Origin of the sequence: Myxococcus sp. CA039A (assembly GCF_013336645.1) — a bacterium.
In the GTDB taxonomy this organism is placed as follows: Bacteria; Myxococcota; Myxococcia; order Myxococcales; family Myxococcaceae; genus Myxococcus; species Myxococcus llanfairpwllgwyngyllgogerychwyrndrobwllllantysiliogogogochensis.
This window is the reverse complement of sequence record NZ_JABUMQ010000256.1, coordinates 1-16,999: the sequence shown is the minus strand read 5'-3', so window position 1 is coordinate 16,999 and position 16,999 is coordinate 1. Positions and strand designations below refer to the sequence as shown.

13 protein-coding genes are annotated in these 16,999 nt (G+C 68.7%); 3 read left to right on the top strand and 10 right to left on the bottom strand.

The window, feature by feature from the left end; all coding sequences use genetic code 11:
• On the top strand, window positions 1-2,123 hold a 2,123-nt coding region (gene mxcH / locus HR086_RS33525; RefSeq protein ID WP_174467667.1), incomplete at its 5' end, for a TonB-dependent siderophore myxochelin receptor MxcH.
• Between the two features lie 55 nt (window positions 2,124-2,178).
• Here the strand turns inward: mxcH and HR086_RS33520 are convergent.
• The 9 genes from HR086_RS33520 to HR086_RS33480 form a co-directional block, all read right to left on the bottom strand.
• Entirely contained in the window at window positions 2,179-3,402 is a 1,224-nt protein-coding gene (locus tag HR086_RS33520) for an MxcI (protein WP_174467666.1), read from the bottom strand.
• Window positions 3,403-3,437: 35 nt separating this feature from the next.
• Complete coding sequence (locus HR086_RS33515; protein ID WP_174467665.1) at window positions 3,438-4,985, bottom strand: PepSY-associated TM helix domain-containing protein; 1,548 nt, start codon at window positions 4,983-4,985, stop codon at window positions 3,438-3,440.
• Entirely contained in the window at window positions 4,982-5,239 is a 258-nt protein-coding gene (locus HR086_RS33510; protein ID WP_174467664.1) for a hypothetical protein, read from the bottom strand. Before HR086_RS33510 ends, HR086_RS33515 begins: the two co-directional genes overlap by 4 nt.
• On the bottom strand, window positions 5,239-5,541 hold the full coding sequence (locus tag HR086_RS33505) for a hypothetical protein (RefSeq protein ID WP_174467663.1): 303 nt from the start codon (window positions 5,539-5,541) through the stop codon (window positions 5,239-5,241). Before HR086_RS33505 ends, HR086_RS33510 begins: the two co-directional genes overlap by 1 nt.
• A gap of 231 nt (window positions 5,542-5,772) precedes the next feature.
• Window positions 5,773-6,945, bottom strand: a complete 1,173-nt coding sequence (locus HR086_RS33500) for a hypothetical protein (protein WP_174467662.1) — start codon at window positions 6,943-6,945, stop codon at window positions 5,773-5,775.
• A 101-nt stretch (window positions 6,946-7,046) separates the two neighbouring features.
• Window positions 7,047-9,137 carry an FUSC family protein gene (locus HR086_RS33495; protein ID WP_174467661.1) on the bottom strand — a complete coding sequence of 697 codons (2,091 nt, stop codon included), beginning with the start codon at window positions 9,135-9,137 and terminating at the stop codon, window positions 7,047-7,049.
• 270 nt (window positions 9,138-9,407) lie between these two features.
• On the bottom strand, window positions 9,408-10,727 hold the full coding sequence (locus tag HR086_RS33490; RefSeq protein WP_174467660.1) for a leucine-rich repeat domain-containing protein: 1,320 nt from the start codon (window positions 10,725-10,727) through the stop codon (window positions 9,408-9,410).
• 147 nt (window positions 10,728-10,874) lie between these two features.
• The gene (locus HR086_RS33485; RefSeq protein WP_141647061.1) at window positions 10,875-11,111 is read right to left on the bottom strand and encodes a hypothetical protein; all 237 of its coding nucleotides are present in this window, start codon (window positions 11,109-11,111) and stop codon (window positions 10,875-10,877) included.
• A gap of 135 nt (window positions 11,112-11,246) precedes the next feature.
• Window positions 11,247-12,593, bottom strand: a complete 1,347-nt coding sequence (locus HR086_RS33480) for a hypothetical protein (RefSeq protein ID WP_174467659.1) — start codon at window positions 12,591-12,593, stop codon at window positions 11,247-11,249.
• Window positions 12,594-12,880: 287 nt separating this feature from the next.
• Here HR086_RS33480 and HR086_RS33475 point away from each other — a divergent pair, with 287 nt between their 5' ends.
• Both HR086_RS33475 and HR086_RS33470 read left to right on the top strand, forming a co-directional pair.
• Window positions 12,881-14,071: an SMI1/KNR4 family protein gene (locus HR086_RS33475; RefSeq protein WP_174467658.1), complete on the top strand. Its 1,191-nt coding sequence runs from the start codon at window positions 12,881-12,883 to the stop codon at window positions 14,069-14,071.
• A gap of 342 nt (window positions 14,072-14,413) precedes the next feature.
• Window positions 14,414-15,433 (top strand): hypothetical protein, encoded by a 1,020-nt coding sequence (locus HR086_RS33470; RefSeq protein ID WP_174459160.1) that lies wholly within the window; start codon window positions 14,414-14,416, stop codon window positions 15,431-15,433.
• A gap of 85 nt (window positions 15,434-15,518) precedes the next feature.
• Here HR086_RS33470 and HR086_RS33465 read toward each other — a convergent pair.
• Window positions 15,519-16,999: ELWxxDGT repeat protein (locus HR086_RS33465; protein ID WP_174467657.1), on the bottom strand; the 1,481-nt coding region annotated here is incomplete at its 5' end.

The following is a 16,999-nucleotide window of genomic DNA, read 5'->3' as shown; positions in this document are numbered from 1 at the left end:
CGCCCGTCCCCCAGCAGCCCGGCTCCGAGCCCACGGCGACAGCCCCCATCACCGAGGCCACGCCACCGGTCCCCGAGGAGAAGAAGCTGGAGACCACCGTCTCCGCGCGCTCGGACTCGGAAGAGCGACGCCAGTCCGCCGAGGCCGTGAGAGTCGTGAGCATCCAGCGCGCGCGCTCCCGCTCCGGAGACCTGGGCCAGGTGCTCGCCTCGCAGGAAGGCGTGGAGGTGCGGCGCACGGGAGGGCTCGGCAGCACCGCGCTGTTCGCGCTCAACGGCCTCACCGACGACCAGATTCGCTTCTTCCTGGACGGCGTGCCGTTGGACCTCTCGGGTTATCCCTTCGGCATCGCCAACGTGCCGGTCAACCTGGTCGACTCCATCCAGCTCTATCGGGGCGTGGTGCCGGTGCGCTACGGCGCGGACGCGCTGGGGGGCGCCGTCAACCTCGTCTCCTCGCCCCTGGAGGTCGGCGCGCATGGCGCCGTGTCGCTTCAGGGCGGAGCCTTCGGCACCTTCCGCCTCACGCTCGGCGGTGGCTACAAGCCCGCGGAGGAGGGCTTCCACGCGCGGGCCCACTTCTTCGCCGACACCACGAACAACGACTACTCCGTCGACGTCGAGGCCGCGGACGACCGGGGCTCCATCCGTCCCGTCACCGTCAAGCGCTTCCACGACGGCTACGACGCGCTCGGCGGAGGTGTCGAGGCGGGCTACACCGGCCTGTCCTGGGCGGACCGCATCGTCGTTCGCGCGTTCGGCGCCCGGCACGACAAGGAGCTGCAGCACAATCTGGTGATGTCGGGCGCGCCCTATGGCGAGGCCCGCTACGACTCCGACACGCTGGGCGCGCAGCTGCTCTACGCGAAGACGCTGTCGCCGAGCGCCCGCCTGGATGTGCTGGCCGGCTACGCGTGGCAGGCCACCAAGCTCGTCGACGTGGGCGAGTGGGTCTACGACTGGTTCGGCAACCGCGTGAATCCGCGCGAGGTGGCGGGCGAGCTGGGCGAAAACCCCATCGACCAGACCGTCTGGCAGAGCTCCGTCTACGGCCGCGTCAACGTGGGCTGGGACGTGGCGAAGCATCAGACGCTGCGGCTCGCCTTCGCGCCGACGCTGATGGTGCGCACGGGCGAGGAGCGTCGCAGGGCCAGCCCCAGCGACCCGGACAGGCTCGCCGCGGAGCGCTCCCAGCTCACCTTCGTCACCGGCCTCGAGTACGAGGTCGACCTGCTCGACGACGCGCTGGAGGTCATCCTCTTCGGCAAGGACTACGTCTACGTGGGCAAGGCCGAGCAGCCGCTGGCGACAGGGGGATGGCGGAAGAAGGACCGCGAGCTGCATCGGCTCGGAGGCGGCGCCGCGCTGCGGCTCCGGCTGGGCTCGCCGCTCTATCTCAAGGCCAGCTACGAGCGCGCCACGCGCCTGCCGCGTCCCGACGAGGTCTTCGGCAACGGCGTGCTCGTCCAGGAGAACCTCGACCTGGAGCCGGAGCACAGCCACAACCTGAACCTGGGCCTCGCCTCCGTGCCGCTGCGCACGAAGCTGGGCAGCTTCCGGGGTGAGCTCAACGGCTTCGCCCGCTTCGCGGACAACCTCATCCTGCTCACGGGGAGAGACCGCGAGTGGAGCTACCAGAACGTGTACGCGGCCCGGATTCTCGGCGTCGAGGGCTCGGCGGGGTGGAGTTCACCGGGCGGGCTCTTCAGCCTGGATGCCAACGCCACGGTGCAGAACCCGCGCAACGTCTCCGGCCAGGGCACCTTCGGGGCCTTCGAGGGACGCCGCCTGCCGAATCGTCCGTGGCTCTTCGCCAACGCCACGGCCCGGGTGTCCCTGCGAGGGATTGCGTTGGCGGAGGACGAGCTGTCCCCGTTCTGGAGCACGCGCTACGTGAATGGCTTCTTCCGCAACTGGGAGGGCCTGGGCACGGTGGAGTCGAAGGACACGGTCGACACCCAGTTCGTGCAGGCGGCGGGAATCGGCTACCGCGTCCGGCGGGGCAAGCTCACCGCGGGACTCACCGCCGAGTTGGAGAACGTCACCGACGCCCGCGTCTTCGACTTCTTCGGCGTCGAGCGGCCCGGCCGCGCGGCCTGGCTCAAGGGCACGCTCGAGTACTGATTGACGAGGGACGACGCGCCCGGCCTCGACGAAGGCCAGGCGCGTCAGGCACGGCTCAGCGCACCTTCACGAACTGGTACGCCCAGCCCAACGTCTCGAAGCGCTTGACCGCGGCGCCGCTGGTGCCCAGCTCCCAGACGGCCGTCTTGCTGTAGTCGGCCGTGGGCAGCAGCAGGAAGGTCCGCTGGTCGAGCGTGAAGGCGTAGTAGCCGCCCGCGATGAAGTCGAGCCCCTCGACGGGCGCCGCCGTGCCCGCCGTCAGATTGACCTGCCACAGCTTCCAGTGCAGGCCGCCGGTGATGTCCGTGGGCTTGGTGTTCGCGTCGATGGTCAGGTTCTCCTTGTAGAAGACCGCGACCACGCCGACGCCGTTGCCCAGGTAGCGGAACGCCGCCGTCTCCCGGTTGCCCACCAGCGAGGACAGCGAGCGGGTGAAGGCGGTGTCAATCTCCTGCGAGCCCGCCTTGATGCGCACCAGGCACGTGGGGGGCGCGCCCTCCTTGAGGACGGGCGCCGCGGAGCTGAACACCCAGTTGGAGAAGTAGATGTTTCCAGCCTCGTCCTGCGTCGCCACGTCGAGCCCGGGGCACGGCGCGTCCAGCAGCTTCACCAAGCTGTCATCCGCCTTCGAGTAGATGGCGATCTGCGAGGTGGGCAGGAAGTCGAAGTATTCACCATCCGTCCAGTAGAACGCCTGGAACGCATAGTCCCCCCGCACCACGCGGCCGCGGTCATAGCTCGTCTTCACCACCAGGTCCTCGCGCTCGCGGACCAGGCCCGGCGCTTCGACGGGGCCGGAGATCTCCATCGTCGAGGGATTCCAGAGGATGCGCTTGGACTCCTCCAGCGACATGTACGCGGTGGTCGAGTCCACGAACTGGTTGAAGTAGAGCGGCGAGGTGGCGAGGCCGTAGTTGGCGAAGCTGATGCGCCCCGCTTCCTCCAGCGAGCCGTCATCGCGCACCGTGTAGCGAGACACCTCGGGCTTCTCGCCCGCGCCAACGAAGAGCATCCCGTCGACGGCGCCAATCGTCGCGAAGCCGGAGTGCTCGCGGGCCTTCGTCAAATCCAGCGCGGTGACGTCCAGCGAGTTGAAGACGCTCACGTACGTGGCGCTGCCGGCCTGTGAGAAGACCGACGTGGCCAGGCTGTAGACGGGGTCCTTCGTCTCGACCGGGGGCTTCGTCTTCTCGTCATCGTCCCCGCATCCCACGAGGGTGGTGGTGAGCAGGAGGGTGGTGGCGGCGGATGCCGTGGCGAGACGGCGGAGGGTGCTCATGATGAACTCCGTTGAGGGGGGTGAGGCGTGGAGGGTCAGGTCGGCACGGAGGCGGGGGCCTCCGGCTCGACGGAGGAGGAGGAAGCCACGGGCGTGGGCCGCTGGAGGCGACGGACGCCGCGCGCCGCGCCAGCGAGGAGGAGCGCCAGCGCCACGAGGCCCAGCTCGGTCACCAGGACGTGCGAGGAGCCGGAGGCGAGCGGCCACCGCCCCGTCCTCGCCGCGTCGATGAGCGGGACGACGACGAGCAGTACGCTGGCGCCCAGGAGCAGGCGGCGCGCATACCGCGCGGGCTCGCTGTCGACGAAGGCGCCGACGACTCCGAGCGCCCACGCCGAGAGGAAGGCGGCGTGCTCCCAGCCCGGACGCGCGGCCAGCTCCGAGGGGAGCACCTGATTGGCCAGGAACAGGCTCGCGACCGCCAGCGCGAGTCCCGCGCAGACCCCGGAGGTCAGCTTCGCGAGCACCCGGTCGAACCGGCTGGACGCCTTCGCGCGCCGCCGCTCCAACCAGAGCAGGTTGCCCGCGAGGATGCCGAACGCGCAGACGAAGGACAGCAGGGCGTAGAGCACCTTGGCGGGGAGGCTGGCCCAGGTGGCGAAGTGCAGCCCATACAGCGGGTCCATCACCCGCGAGTAGATCGTCCCGCCTCCCGTGTCGCGGGCCCACACCAGCTCCCCCGTCCGCGAGACACGCACGTGGGTGAAGGCGTGGAGCGTGCCCTCGCGCTCGCCCGGAAGGTGGACGAGGCCGTGCTCGTCACCGAGGTTGTCGAAGAAGAACCAGTGATGCGACGACGCGGGGAAGCGCTGCTTCGCCAGTGCGAGCGCATGGGCCAGGTCGGGCGCACCCGCGGGCCTGCCCGACGCAGCGGGAGGAGAGGGCCAGTCCACGGCGCGCTCCTTCACCTGGAGGTCGCCCTTCATCGATGTCTTCACCACGGCGGGCTCGAACCAGTCGTCGAACCAGAGAATCCCGCCCGTGAGTCCGAAGACGAGCAGGAACGGCGCGCTGATGACGCCAATCACCTTGTGCGTGTCGGACCAGAACACCCGCCGCGACGAGCCTGGACGGAACTGGACCAGCTCGCGCAGCATCCGGCCCAGTTGGAGCAGCAGCCCCGTGCCCACCAGCAGGACGAGCACCGCCGAGGCGAGCCCCGACAGGTGCCTTCCTCCCGGCAGCGGCTCCAGGAAGTGCATCGCGTTGAGGTACTCCCCCAGGTCGCTGCGCTCCCCGAGCTGACGGCCAGAGACAGGGTCCAACCAGAGCGGATGGATGGCGCCGTCGGTCATCCGCCACAGGCGCAGCCACGGCTCCTCTTCGGTGGGCAGGGAGATGCCGAACCAGACCGGGCGCGACGCGGCCTCCGTGTCCGCGAGCCTTTGCGCGAGCGCGACGGCCTGAGCTTCCGGCACGGCGATGGGCGCGCGGAACGTGGGCTCCTGCCAGGGCGACAGCTCCTCCGCGAAGAGCGCGAAGGCCCCCAGGAAGAAGGTCACGAAGAGGACCAGCGACGAGAGCACGCCGGCCCACGCGTGGGCATCCCAGAGAATTTCGTACGCGCGGGAAGAGAGCTTCACGCGAGCACCAGGACGACGGCCGCCACGGCGGCGACGAGCGCGGAGGCCACCCACGCGCGCACGGCGCTGCGCGCGAGCAAGGCCAGACACGCGGCGGTGGCGGCGACGGGCAGCACCGCGAGCAGCGCGATGAGCAGCCGGACGTCCGCGGACACGGGCAGCACCGCGGGGACGGCCAGGCTCGCGAGCACCGCGGCCCCGGGTGCCCCCGTGACAGCGGCGGCGATGCGACCGGCACCATGCTGGTGGGCCATCAGACGGCTCCCGACCACAGCCACGCGAGCCCCAGGGCCCCCACCGGCCACACGTACCGCGTGGCGCGAGGCCACAGCGGGGCCGCCAGCGCGAGCACCGGAGCCACCAGCATCGCGAGGACAAGCGCGCAGGTCATCCCCACGGCGAACCCCTGGGCCTTCACCGCGAAGCCCACGGCGGCCATGAGGCAGCAGCCCCCCAGCCCCCTCACCCAGAATCGATGACGGGCCAGCACCGGAGGAAGCGCGACGCCACGAAGCACGGCGAGGCCCAGCACCATCAGCAGGGTCGATGTCGCCATGTCCTCCTCACGGGCCGCCCAGTTGATAATGATTCGCAATTGCGAATCGCGGGCAGTTCAACCGCACCCATGAGGGGATGTCAAGGCGAGCCACGAGGCTCACCCTGGGAGTCACCTTCAATACGAGGAGCACCGGTTTTCAGTGCCTGGATTCAAACCCAGACACCTGAAATCCGAGACTCGGGAGAGAGGGCGAACGGGCGAGCGTCCGGAGGCCCTCTGGCAGGCGGCTCAGGGCGCGTCGAAGAGGCGGGGGTCGCCCTGGCGGGAGCGGAACAGGTCGACGATGTAGTTCATGCGCTGGTCGAACTTGGACCAGTCATTGGCCGACGAGCCCTTCAGCGAGTTGGGCGACTTGTCGTACTGGGACAGGAGCCGGTTCAGCTCGCCGCTTTCGATGGTGCGCAGGTGCTCGGGGAAGGCGCCCTGCGCCCCGGGCTTCACGTCGTCACCCAGGCTCAGGCTGCCCTCCGGCAGACCAATCTTCATCATGTGCTCGGTGGCGAACTTGCGGAACTGGCCCGTCAGGCCGTTCACGACGCTGTCCACCGCCTTGTCGACGAGGCCGGTTGCCTTTGCGCCCTTGTAGGCGAGGTTCGCCGGGAAAGGCAGCGCATTGCCAGCCGCGTCGATGGTGGCCTTGACGATGGGGGCGAAGGTCTCCTTGAGCGGGGCGTTGAGGGCGCGCTCCACCTCGCCCTGAATCAGGCTCTGCTCATGGACGCCCACCCGGTCATTGGCGGAGAGCATCAGCTCCGCCTTCTTGTTCGGGTCCTTCTCGAACATCGCCTTGGAGTAGTCGGCGAAGGCGGCCTTGAGGTTCTCCTTCCCCGGCGGGAAACCCTCCAGGTACTTCTCCACCTTGGCGGCGTCGTACTTCGTGTCGCCCTTGAAGGTCTCCGTGAAGCGCTGGAACTCTGGCGCGATGTCCTTGAAGAGCTTCTGGTTGCCATCCGCGATGGCGTCGCTGACGCGATTCAGCGCGTCCTTGATGGGGACCTTCAGGGCCTCCGCCATCGCGGGGGCGAGCGGATTGATGGCGCCGAGGCCGATGTTCGTCAGGGCGCCGAGCCACTTGTTGTCGCCCTTGAGCTGGTCCATGAACACCTTCGGCAGGTCCTCCTGCCGGATGCTCACGCCCGCCTGCTTCGAGGCCCAGACGCCAAAGGTGGCCCAGTTGGCGTTCTCCTTCCCCAGCAGTCCCGCCATCTGGTTGGAGAGCTCGTAGTAGCCCTGGGTGATGGCCTGGTTGCGGGCCACCGGGTCCTTCATGTTGGAGATGCCTTCAATGTCGACCTTGCCGGGCGTGGGCGCCTTGGCGGGGGCACCCGAGCCGCTGCCCGGGTTCAGCTCCACGGGCGCCTTGGTCGGGGACCTGGACTCGAACCGCGACTCGTCGCGCAACAGGCGCTTCGGAGCGGCCTCCTCGGCCTTCGCGGGAGCCTTCAGCGCGAATTCCAGTTGCGCGTCTGGGGTCGGAATCCTCCCAGGTCAGCTCACGCCCTTCACGTCCACGCCAGCTTCTCCACCGCGCCGTGCAGGATTTCGAGCTGTCGCGGCACCCGCTCCACCAACGGCCCCGAGACCGGGTCATTGGCGATGCGGCGCAGCGGGAGCTCCGGCATGGGCGGGGGCGTCTGGCCCTGCTTCAGCGAGTCCGCGAGCGCATCCAGCGTCCCGCTCGCCTTGTGCGCCACCACGTCCAGCACCTCCGAGGAGGGAATCACGGCCTTCTGCTCGCCCAGCGCCGTCACCGACGCGGCGAGGCGCCGGGAGTACGTGAGCAGCGCCATCGCAGGCTCCAGCCGGTGCGCGGGCCCCCGGTACTCCGCCATCAGCCGCTCGAAGGATGCCTCCGCGTCAATCATCGCGAGCCCCAGGTCCCTGCGCGCCGCGCTGACACCTGGCTCGGTGCCACTGCGGCTCGCGGCCACCTGCCGGAAGTAGTTCCCATCCGCGCGCAGCACCGTCGCCGCCGCATCCGGGAAGCGCCTGCTCTCTGGATACGGCCACAACAGCCACACCCCCGCGAGTGCCAGCACGCAGGCCAGCAGCACGCCCAGCGCCCGGTTCTCCGCGACGGACCAGTCCCCCGCGCTCAGCGTCGCGAGCAGGAGGAAGTCCGGCGTGAGGAGAATCTGGAACGCACCGAAGTTGAGCGGCAACAGCGACACGGAGACCGCGGTCAGCACCCCAATCACCACGATCAACACCAGCGGAGAGCCCACCCCGGTGGCAATCACCGCCGCGAGCGTCCCGCCCAGCAGCGTCCCCGTCACGCGCTGGAGCGCGCGCTCCTCCGTGTTCGCCGAGTATGGCTGGAGGATACCGATGGCGGAGAGCACCACCCAGTACGCCTCGCCCAGTCCCAACACTCGAGTGAGCACCAATGCCAGACAGGCGACGGTGCCCGCTCGCAGCGCGTGCCGGAGCACCACGGACCGCGAGTTCAGGTTCCCGCGCAACGTCTCCAACAGCGGACGGCGCCGGTTCGCTCGCAACATGGACTCGGCGTTGCCCACCTCCACCGGGTCTCCACGCCGCATCGCCATGGCGGTCCGCTGCGCGGCGACGGCGTGCCCCTTCAGCCGCGTCAACAACTCCGTCACGGAGGCCGGAACCACCCGAAGCCACTTCCCCCGGAGCCCCAGCTCCTCATGGTGGGTGGGAAAGCGCGGCCAGTAGACAGCCGCCGTTTCCGGCGCCAGGGACACGGTCGCCACCCGCTGCGAAATCTCCGCGTACCAGTCACAGGCCCGCGCCACCTGCTCCCGCACGGGTCGCAACCTGCGCTCGGGGCTGGCGACCTCCATCGCCTGCGCCAGCGCGAACAACACCCCGAGCAACTGCTCGCTCAGCTCCAGGAGCACGAGAAGGTGCTCCCCTCGCCGCGACTCCTCGGAGCGCCCCACCCGCGTGGACGCCAGGGTCTCCCGCGCTCGCTCAATCTTCGCGCGCAGCGGCAGATGCCGCGTCGTGGCCGCCGTCCAGACCTCGGCGGGGGCTCCCTCGCGCGAGAGCGTCGCGAGGTCTCTCGCCCCATCCGCGAGCGACGTGTAGACATGCGCGATGGACCGACGCGACGGGCGATAGGGATGCACCGGCCAGAGCACCAACGACTGCAACATCGCCCACCCGCCGCCCAGCAGGAGCGCTCCTCCGCGCGTCAGGGCCGCGTCCAGTTCCACGGCATGCGCCCCCAGTGACGCCACGAAGATGACCGCGAGCTTCTCGCCCACCGAGCCCGCCGTGTCGCCGTAACACCGGGCGAACGTCAGGACGAAGACCCCCACCAGGAGCAGAGTCGCATCCAGCAACAGACGCCCGCCCGCCAGCGCGGCGATGGTCCCCACGAGCGCACCGAGCAGGGTCACCGCTCCCATCACCCTCGCCCGGCCCCGGTACGCGCCTCCGGGATTCGCCAGCGTCACGAGCAGCCCGGTGAGTCCCGTCCAGCCCGCGTCCTTGAAGCCCAGCAGCGTCGCGAGCGAAAAGGGAATGGTGACAGCCAGCGCCGCGCGGATGCCGGCCGCCCACGCGGGCCTGCCTGGCTGGAGTCGGAAGAACCTCCGGATGTGGCGCAACAGACGGTGCATCCGCGAGCCTCCCCTGTCAGCGATGAATGTCCTCATGTGCTCACGCACTGCGTCGCCCGAAAGCTCTTCCCGCTCGCAGGGGCGCTCGCCGGGCAACGCGAGCAGGAAGGCGCACGTCTCCGACTCGCCGCGGCTCATCGTGAGGGACGAGGCGGCGCACGGCTCCTTCGTCTGGCTGTTCCCCGGATGGGACGAGCCTCGGCCATCAGACAGGGCGTGGCTCGCACGCTCGGCGGCGCGGGAATCGACTCCACGCCCAGCGCGGGCGGCTCAATAACCCACGTGCAGCCGGCCTGGAGGCAGCGCCGCCTCCAGGCGCCGAACCTCCGTCGCGGGAACCTTGTCCAGCCCCAGCTTGAACTGCTTGAGGCGCGCGAGCGGGGCGAGGTTCGCGGGCAGCTCCGTCACCTCACCCTGGAAGAAGCCGGAGTGCGTCAGCTTCGGCATCCGGCCCAGGCCGTCCACCAACACCTGAAGCTTCTTCGGAGGCGTCTTGAAGAAGCGCCACCACCAGAGCTTCTTGAGCTTCGGCAGGCGCGTCAGCACCTCTGGGAAGCCGTCCAGCCCCGTGACATCCAGGTACAGCTCCTCCAGGGACTCCAGCTCGCCGAACGCCTCCGGGAGGCGAGTGAGCTTGTCGCAGTAGCGCAGGCTCAGCTTCTTGAGCGCGGGCAGCCGGCACAGCTCGTCGGGCAGCGTGCTCACCGGCAAGCGCTCCACACTGAGGGAGCGCAGCGCGCGCAGCTCACCGATGCGGGGGGAAATCACCTCGATGGGATTGGAGTCCAACGTAAGGCCCTCCAAGCCCGTGAGGGAGAAGATCTCCTCGGGAATGGCCTTCAGCTTCTTGAGCGAGAGCCCGAGCCGAGGCGCCTTCTCTCCCTTCGCGACCTTCTCCTTCGCGGCGGCAATCGCCTTCTCCACCGGACCGAGCCGCGTGTCCGCCAGCACGGGCTTGCCCTTACGCAGCTTCTCGAGGAGCCCCTTCCGGTCCAGCGTCGAGTCGACGACGCCGTCCTCGTCCTCCTCCTCGACCGTGAAGGCCCCTCGCAGCAGCGCCTCGTGCGGCTCCAGTTTCTGGCGAGGCTTGCCCGGAGCAGTGAGCTTGCTGCCCACGAGGACGTCCACGTCGAGCGCGCCCGCGACATGGAGGTGGTGGTGCTCCTCGACGAGCGCCCGCGCCTTCAACCCACCCGCGACAGAGAAGACGTCGTCGCCGAGCGAGTCTCCGAAGAGGAGCCCTCGAATCCGGACGTTCCCCGCGATGAACATGGCGGAGACCGTCGCCACATTTTCCACCTCCAGGTCTCCCAGCACGACGAGCAGCGTGTGGTCGGCCGCGTGTCCGTCCTCGAGCAGCCCCTTCAGTCGGACACTTCCGGAGACGACGAGCGGCCTTGGACCGACCACCAGCGAGTCCGCCTCCAGGTCACCTTCGTGGAGCAGGACCCCCTCGTCGGTGACACCCTTCCACCAGGAGGACAACTGCTTCCTCCACTCGGGCGTCGCCGCCGACTCCACGCGCGCCCATGCCTCTCCCGAGGAAACCTCACGCCCCCAGCTCGTCACCGCACCCTGCTTCGCCGCCATGTTCCAGAAGCTCCCAGCCAGAGATATCCAGCGCCGGGCATCAGGTCATGGACGACGGCGGTCATCAACCCCGCGACGACAAGCGGCCCGCTCCGATACTCCGGAACGGACCGCTTGCTCACGAACCTGCGCGCCGTGGAGACATCGTCAGTTGCAGTACGTCTGCCGGCACAGCGTGTAGTTCGAGGAGCAGATGACCTTCTGCGGGTAGGTCTCCGCCGTGGAGTAACACTCGCTCCGCGCGGGGATGCACGAGTCACACTCCGGAGAGGCCATCGCGCTCACAGTGTCCTCCTGGGGGAGCGGCTCCTGCGCGTCCAGCTCGCTGCCACCACAGCCCACCAACAACGCGGCCGCCAACAGTCCACTCACGATGTTTCGCATGTGCTCTCCTTGAACTGGGGTTCCTGCTGCTTACGGCGTTACACGAATATCGCGATTACGAGACTTTCGTTACTGCCTTTGCGTAAAGGCAGTGCGCTTGCCGTGGCGACAGGAAATTCGGCTGTCCGTGTGTCTTCACACAGTAGGCGTGGGTGGGTTCGACAGGGTTCGCAGCTTGGAGAGCTGGAAATAGGAAATGACGGCGGAAACAAGAATGACGCCACCCAGCAGATGGACGCCGAGGAAGAAGGCGGCCAGGCCGAAGAGGGTAGCGAACGCGAAAGCAACCCAGCCGACGATGGGGCTCCGGGTGAGCACCAGCAGGCCCGCGAGTCCCAGGAACGGGGTCGCGAAGCACACGGTGCCCAGCACTCCCGCGAGGGGCTCGGCCTCGGAGGAGGTCATCGTGGCGAGCAGGCCCATCACCAGGTTCAGCACCGCCACGCCACATTGAATGAACGCCAGGTCCCGGAACAACGCACGGCGGAGCACCGCGGGCTCCTTCTCTCTCGCCAGACAGTCAGCGCAGTGCGTTCGCTCGGACGCGAGCGCCTCCGGAAGACAGGCTTCACAGAAGAACCCTCCGCAGCGCGGACAGGTCTGGACCTCTTCCACCCGAGGGTGCCGGGGGCATCGCGCCGTCGTGTCTTCCGTCGGTTCCTCGACGGGCGGAGCTCCGATGACGGCGGGGAGCGCGTCGGAGTCGGACACCGGAGGAGACACCTCGCGCGAGGCGCCCGCGAGGGAAGCCAGGCACCGAGGGCAGAACTCCGCGCCGCGAGGCGCCACGGCGCCACAAGCGCATCGCACGCGCTCCAAGCCTTCGGCCGCGCCCGTGGCCTCGACCCAGCGGGCGGTGTCCAGCGTCTGACCCGGCTCCCAGATGACGGTGCTGCCGGGCTCGGAGTCCGGTGTGAAGGGGCCGGGCGTGACGTCGGCGACGAAGCCCTCCGGCATCGCGCGCGCCGCATGACGCCGGGTCCGTGGCTCGCCAGGCCCCAGACCCGTGGACGGGGGCAGGGTGATGGCGAGCACGCCGGTGGAGGCAAAGACTCCGGCCCTGAGGAGTGTGCTCGACAGGGGACGGGCAACCGGCTGGACCTCCACCTGCTCCAGCGTGTCGAACAGGCGCCAGGGAGGACGCACCCGCGTGGCGTCCTCGGGAACAGGGGCCGCGAGGAGGAAGAGCAGCTCCTTCACGTCGGCCGCAAGGCTCAGCGGAAGGACCCACCGCAGCACCTTGCCGCCGTCCAGTGAGGGCAGGCTCCCGCTCCGCACCTCTCGACGTGTCGTGGCGTCGACCACGCGTAGGCTCGTCGAGGGTGGCAGGGGCGTGAAGGCCGCCTGGAGCCAGATGACGGCGCGCGCCTCCGTGCCGTCCGGGGACCGGCGGATGGACTCCACGTGAAGCTGTACCGCGCCGAACTCTCGAGGCTGACGACCGAGTGCATCGAGGATGTCCGGCAGAAGGCTTTCGTCCATGGGCGGGAGGCAACAGCAGGCTCCCGACAAAGACAACGAAGAACGCCTGACACGCGGAGGCCTACCCGACCCGGACTCCGGTGGCCTTGAGAGAATCACGCCTGATTCCAGGTCTCGATGGACCTCCGTCCCAGATGCGCGTCGCAATGCCAGAATCTCCTGGCGGCATGAACTCAATCCCTATCACCCCCCCGCCGTGGCTCACGGGGTGCCTGGGCAACGCCCTGGAGTCAGCGCATCGCTGAAGCGCTTCAAGCCACCGGGAGCGCATGCTCTAACGCACCTGCATGCCTCCCCTGCCCCCCAGCCTCGCGGCCCACCTGGCTTCGCTCGTCCAGCCGTCCCCGCCCACGTCGGAGCAACTGGAGCACTTCGAGCGCGGCCTCCCGCATCCATTGCCCGCGGACTACCGGGAGCTGCTCACCCTGCACAACGGACTGGAGCTGGGCCGCTGCGCCACCGGTACCATGGACGCGCTCGGTGACGAGGTACACCTTGGCACCCTCTTCGCCATTCGCGCGGAGGGACGGGAGCGGCTCGAGCCCGGCGGCGAGCACCTCCCGCCGGACGTGATGGCGTTCGCCCGCCACTGGGGCTCCATCAATCTCTTCGGCATCCAGCTCGGAGACCGGCCGGACTCGCCCGCCGGGACCATCTGGTTCTTCGACAGCAACGCGGACACGGACACAGCGGACCTGTTCGTGGCCCGTGTCCACGCGCCGTCCTTCAGCGCGTTCCTCGAACGACTCACGCCCGTCCCGGAAGCGCCCGCGCCCTCCGAACCGGAAGCAGCTTCGGAGGAAGCGCCGCCCTGGAACTACCCAGAGGCGCCCGACCAGGTGCCGCCGGACGCCCCCTCGCCAGAGAAGCCGCTCGTCCTGGGCGGACACGGCCATGCGATGGGGTCCGCCGTGCTGGACGTCCGCATCGACACCTGGGCCCGGGATGTGGAGTCCTCCCAGTACCGCTACCTGCCCGAGCGCTCCACTGCGAGGTACATCCTGGAGATGGAGCCGCCCCACTCCACCGTCGAGGACGGCCAGCCAGCCCCCGTCGCCGGCGACGTCCCCGTCCTCTTCGCGAATGGCGGACGACATCCCACGCTCGATGAGTGGTCATCGCTCGTCGTCGGCCCGGAAGGGGACTGGGAGGCCTGGTACGGCAACGACGCCCCCGCCCTGGTCCACAACCGGCTCACGGTGCTGAGCCGCACCGGAGCGGAGCTGAAGGTGCGCTGGGAGGCCCGCTACGCGGACCACGGTCGCGAGCGCGCCTTCCTCTTCGAGGGGCCGGTCCAGCTCGGAAGCATCCACCTGTACGTGGAGACGCCGGAGGACATCGACCGCGCGCTGGAGGCCGCCCTCGGCATCCGCCTCCCGCCGGAGGAGTGGACCCGACAGTTCCACCCTCGCCAGGACCGGGGCTCGTGGCACGACGTCCTTCCTGTCACCCTCACCCTGGTGAGCCCCGTCCGCTGACACCGGCGGTGTCACGGCGGCGTCACGCAGCGCCGATCCACCCGCACGCCCGAAGCGCCACCCGCAGCACCGGGCGTGAAACATGTCTCGATTGTTATCAACCCCGCCCCCGAGATGTGTCGACAGACGCCACTGGCGGCCTGTGTATTCAAGAGAACGCCACGCGTGACAGTTTCGTCACCTTGCTGGATTTCCTGAGGGAAGGACGTCTCACGAAAGCCACTGCGCCCGTGGCTTCTCCGTGAATACACAAAACCTTCTGTCCCGAGGATTGTCAGCAACCCATGTTATTGGTGTATGAGCCGTCCGTCTCGCGTCGTCCCCCCAAAGAGGAGTTTCAGAATGCGTCGTCTCGGTTCAGCCCTGCTGTCCATGAGTCTCTTCGTCGGCTGTGCTCCCGCCGAAACCGAATCGCAGTCCCCCGCGCCCATCGAGAACGAGCAGCAGCAGGCGCCGCTCACCATCGCCGACGTGGACGTGGCGCCGGAGTGCGCGGGCATCCTCACCTTCGTCAACAACGCCACCTTCGCGAAGCTCGACGAGTACCTGCCGAGCAACGTGGTGAGCAACATCGTTGCCCGTCGCGCCACGTCCCACTTCGTATCCCTGGCGGACCTGTCCTCCGTCCCGCTGGTCGGCGAGGCCCGCCTGGCGCAGATCGAGAGCGGCGCGCGCTACGAGGGTGCCATCACCAGCACCTGCGTCGGCATCATCGACCAGCTCGCCGTCTCCACGGATGACCAGGCAGAGCTGGTCTCCCTGGTGAACAGCATCAGCGACACGGAGCTGCACGACGTGCTGCCGTACGCCTGGAACGGCGCGGTGAACCTGCTCACCCAGCGCCCGTTCACCTCCGCCCACGCCATTGGCGGCACCACCGGCATTGGCGCGGTGAGCCTGCGCAACCTCCGCAACGCCGCCACGCTCAGCAAGCCGCTGGAGGCCCTCATCGGCGCGGTCAACGCGCTGCCCCATCCGGACCACGGCGCGAAGATGGCCCGTCACTTCAACTGGTACGAGGTGCTGGGTGACCGCTACTACCACTTCGGCATCGACGAGTGCTTCGGCTTCGAGCCGGGCGAGGCGCCCTTCGACGCGCCCCTGCGCGCCACCCCCGCGGACGGCGACGAGGTTCGCAACAACTTCGCGGGCGTGCTGAACTTCGCCAACCGCAACAACCAGCTCAACCCCACCGTCGTCACCAACGGCGTCAACAACCTGAACACGCTCACCAACGGGCGCACGTTCAAGGGCTGCTACTTCGGCTACGCGAACGACCCCTGGAGCGGCAACAACGTCGCGTTCTTCGTCGACACCGTGTCCGGCTTCAGCCTGATGACTCGGACCTACTGGAGCGAGTGATTCTCCCGCGCTCCTGAAGTCAGCCCCAGGCTCCGAAGAGGAGCCTGGGGCTTTCTTTTTGGGCAGACGTGGTGGCGGGCAATGCCTACCGCGCCGCGTCGGGCGACATGCAGGAGTTGCTCAAGGCGGTGGACCAGAGCTGTCCCGCCAGCGTCTCGTCATACGCGCCGAAGAACACGCGCGAGCCCACCTTCAAGAACAGGTACGGATAGGACGAAGTCGCCCCGGTGGCGATGTTCTTCAGGCGCCGGGTCCCACCTGGCGTGCCATTGCTCACCCAGGGCTCCACGCCGACGCCACCCAGCTCGAGCGAGCTGAAGAAGACCAGGTCGTCCGACACGGCGCGCAGCGGAGAGCTGTACTCGTCGGAGAGGCTCAGGGGCTTGCGCAGCAGGGTGGTTCCCGCCGCGGTGCCATCCGTCACCCACAGCTGCGTGTCCCGGAGCCCCGGGCCCTCGGTGCCGATGTGGACGGTGAAGAACAGCTTCGAGCCTCCGGGCGCCTTGCTCACCGCGTCGATGAAGGGAAACGCCACGCCTTGCGAGGCGAACTCATTGGGCAGGCTGACCACGGACGTCGGATTCCCACCCGCGAGCGGGACGCGATAGATGACCATGTACTGGGTGGTGTTGGACGTCGTGGTGACATAGGCCCAGGAGCCCAGCGAGCCCAGCAGCTCCACGGTCCGCGTGGAGCCAAAGGACGCCAGCCGCACCGTCCCCGAGGCGGTGCCATCCGACTTCCACAGTTCCTGCAGCCCGGTGCTCTCGCCCAGGATGAACAGGGTGCGTGAGTCCGAGGTCTTCACGGAGCGGATGAAGGCGTCCGCGCCGGAGGTGAGCTTCTTGAGCCGGACGGTGCCCTGCGTGGTGCCATCCGTCTTCCAGAGGCTGGTGCCCGAGCCCGACAGCTCGCGCACGAAGAAGAGCAGCGCGCCATCCACCTTCGCGTCCAGATAGCTGACGTCCATCTCCGTGCCGAAGTCGCGCAGGCGCACCGTCCCCGAGGACGTGCCATCCGACCGCCACAGCTCGTAGCGGGTGCGAGGGGTCGTGTCGTCATAGATTTCCTTGAAGAACACCAGCGCGTCGTCCACCGCCGTCAGGTGGCTCAGCGACGAGCTCTCCGGGCCGGGTGTCAGGTCCTTGACGAATTGGGTGCCGGCGCCAGTGCCATCACTCGCCCACAGCTCCGTCCCATGTGCTGCGTCCCCCGCCAGGAAGAACAGCCGGGAGGGTGTCGCCTTGAGACCCGTGACGATGGGCCAGAAGAGCCCCGTCGAACTGGGAAGGCTCTTGACCTGGAGGGTGCCTGCTTCGGTGCCGTCGCTCTTCCATAGGGCGCGGCGGCCATCCTCGAAGTTCGCCCCGAAGAAGAGCGTCCCCCGGAAATCCTCGAAGGGACCGGGGCCCGCAGCGAAGAGGCCACTGCCAAATTCCGAGGGTGGAAAGATGACCTTCACTCGCTGGGTGTCCGCCTCCGTGGGGAGGCAGTACGACGAGTCCAGCGCCGCTTCCACCTCCCCCGAGGAGGCGGCCGTCGCCTCCTCTCCCGGAAGTGCTCCCC

Excerpts from the sequence above, each read along its gene's own strand:
- HR086_RS33520 (WP_174467666.1), bottom strand. The coding sequence starts at position 3,402 with ATGAGCACCCTCCGCCGTCTCGCCACGGCATCCGCCGCCACCACCCTC.
- HR086_RS33510 (WP_174467664.1), bottom strand. The coding sequence starts at position 5,239 with ATGGCCCACCAGCATGGTGCCGGTCGCATCGCCGCCGCTGTCACGGGG.
- HR086_RS33505 (WP_174467663.1), bottom strand. The coding sequence starts at position 5,541 with ATGGCGACATCGACCCTGCTGATGGTGCTGGGCCTCGCCGTGCTTCGT.
- HR086_RS33495 (WP_174467661.1), bottom strand. The coding sequence starts at position 9,137 with ATGCACCGTCTGTTGCGCCACATCCGGAGGTTCTTCCGACTCCAGCCA.
- HR086_RS33490 (WP_174467660.1), bottom strand. The coding sequence starts at position 10,727 with ATGGCGGCGAAGCAGGGTGCGGTGACGAGCTGGGGGCGTGAGGTTTCC.
- HR086_RS33485 (WP_141647061.1), bottom strand. The coding sequence starts at position 11,111 with ATGCGAAACATCGTGAGTGGACTGTTGGCGGCCGCGTTGTTGGTGGGC.
- HR086_RS33480 (WP_174467659.1), bottom strand. The coding sequence starts at position 12,593 with ATGGACGAAAGCCTTCTGCCGGACATCCTCGATGCACTCGGTCGTCAG.
- HR086_RS33475 (WP_174467658.1), top strand. The coding sequence starts at position 12,881 with ATGCCTCCCCTGCCCCCCAGCCTCGCGGCCCACCTGGCTTCGCTCGTC.
- HR086_RS33470 (WP_174459160.1), top strand. The coding sequence starts at position 14,414 with ATGCGTCGTCTCGGTTCAGCCCTGCTGTCCATGAGTCTCTTCGTCGGC.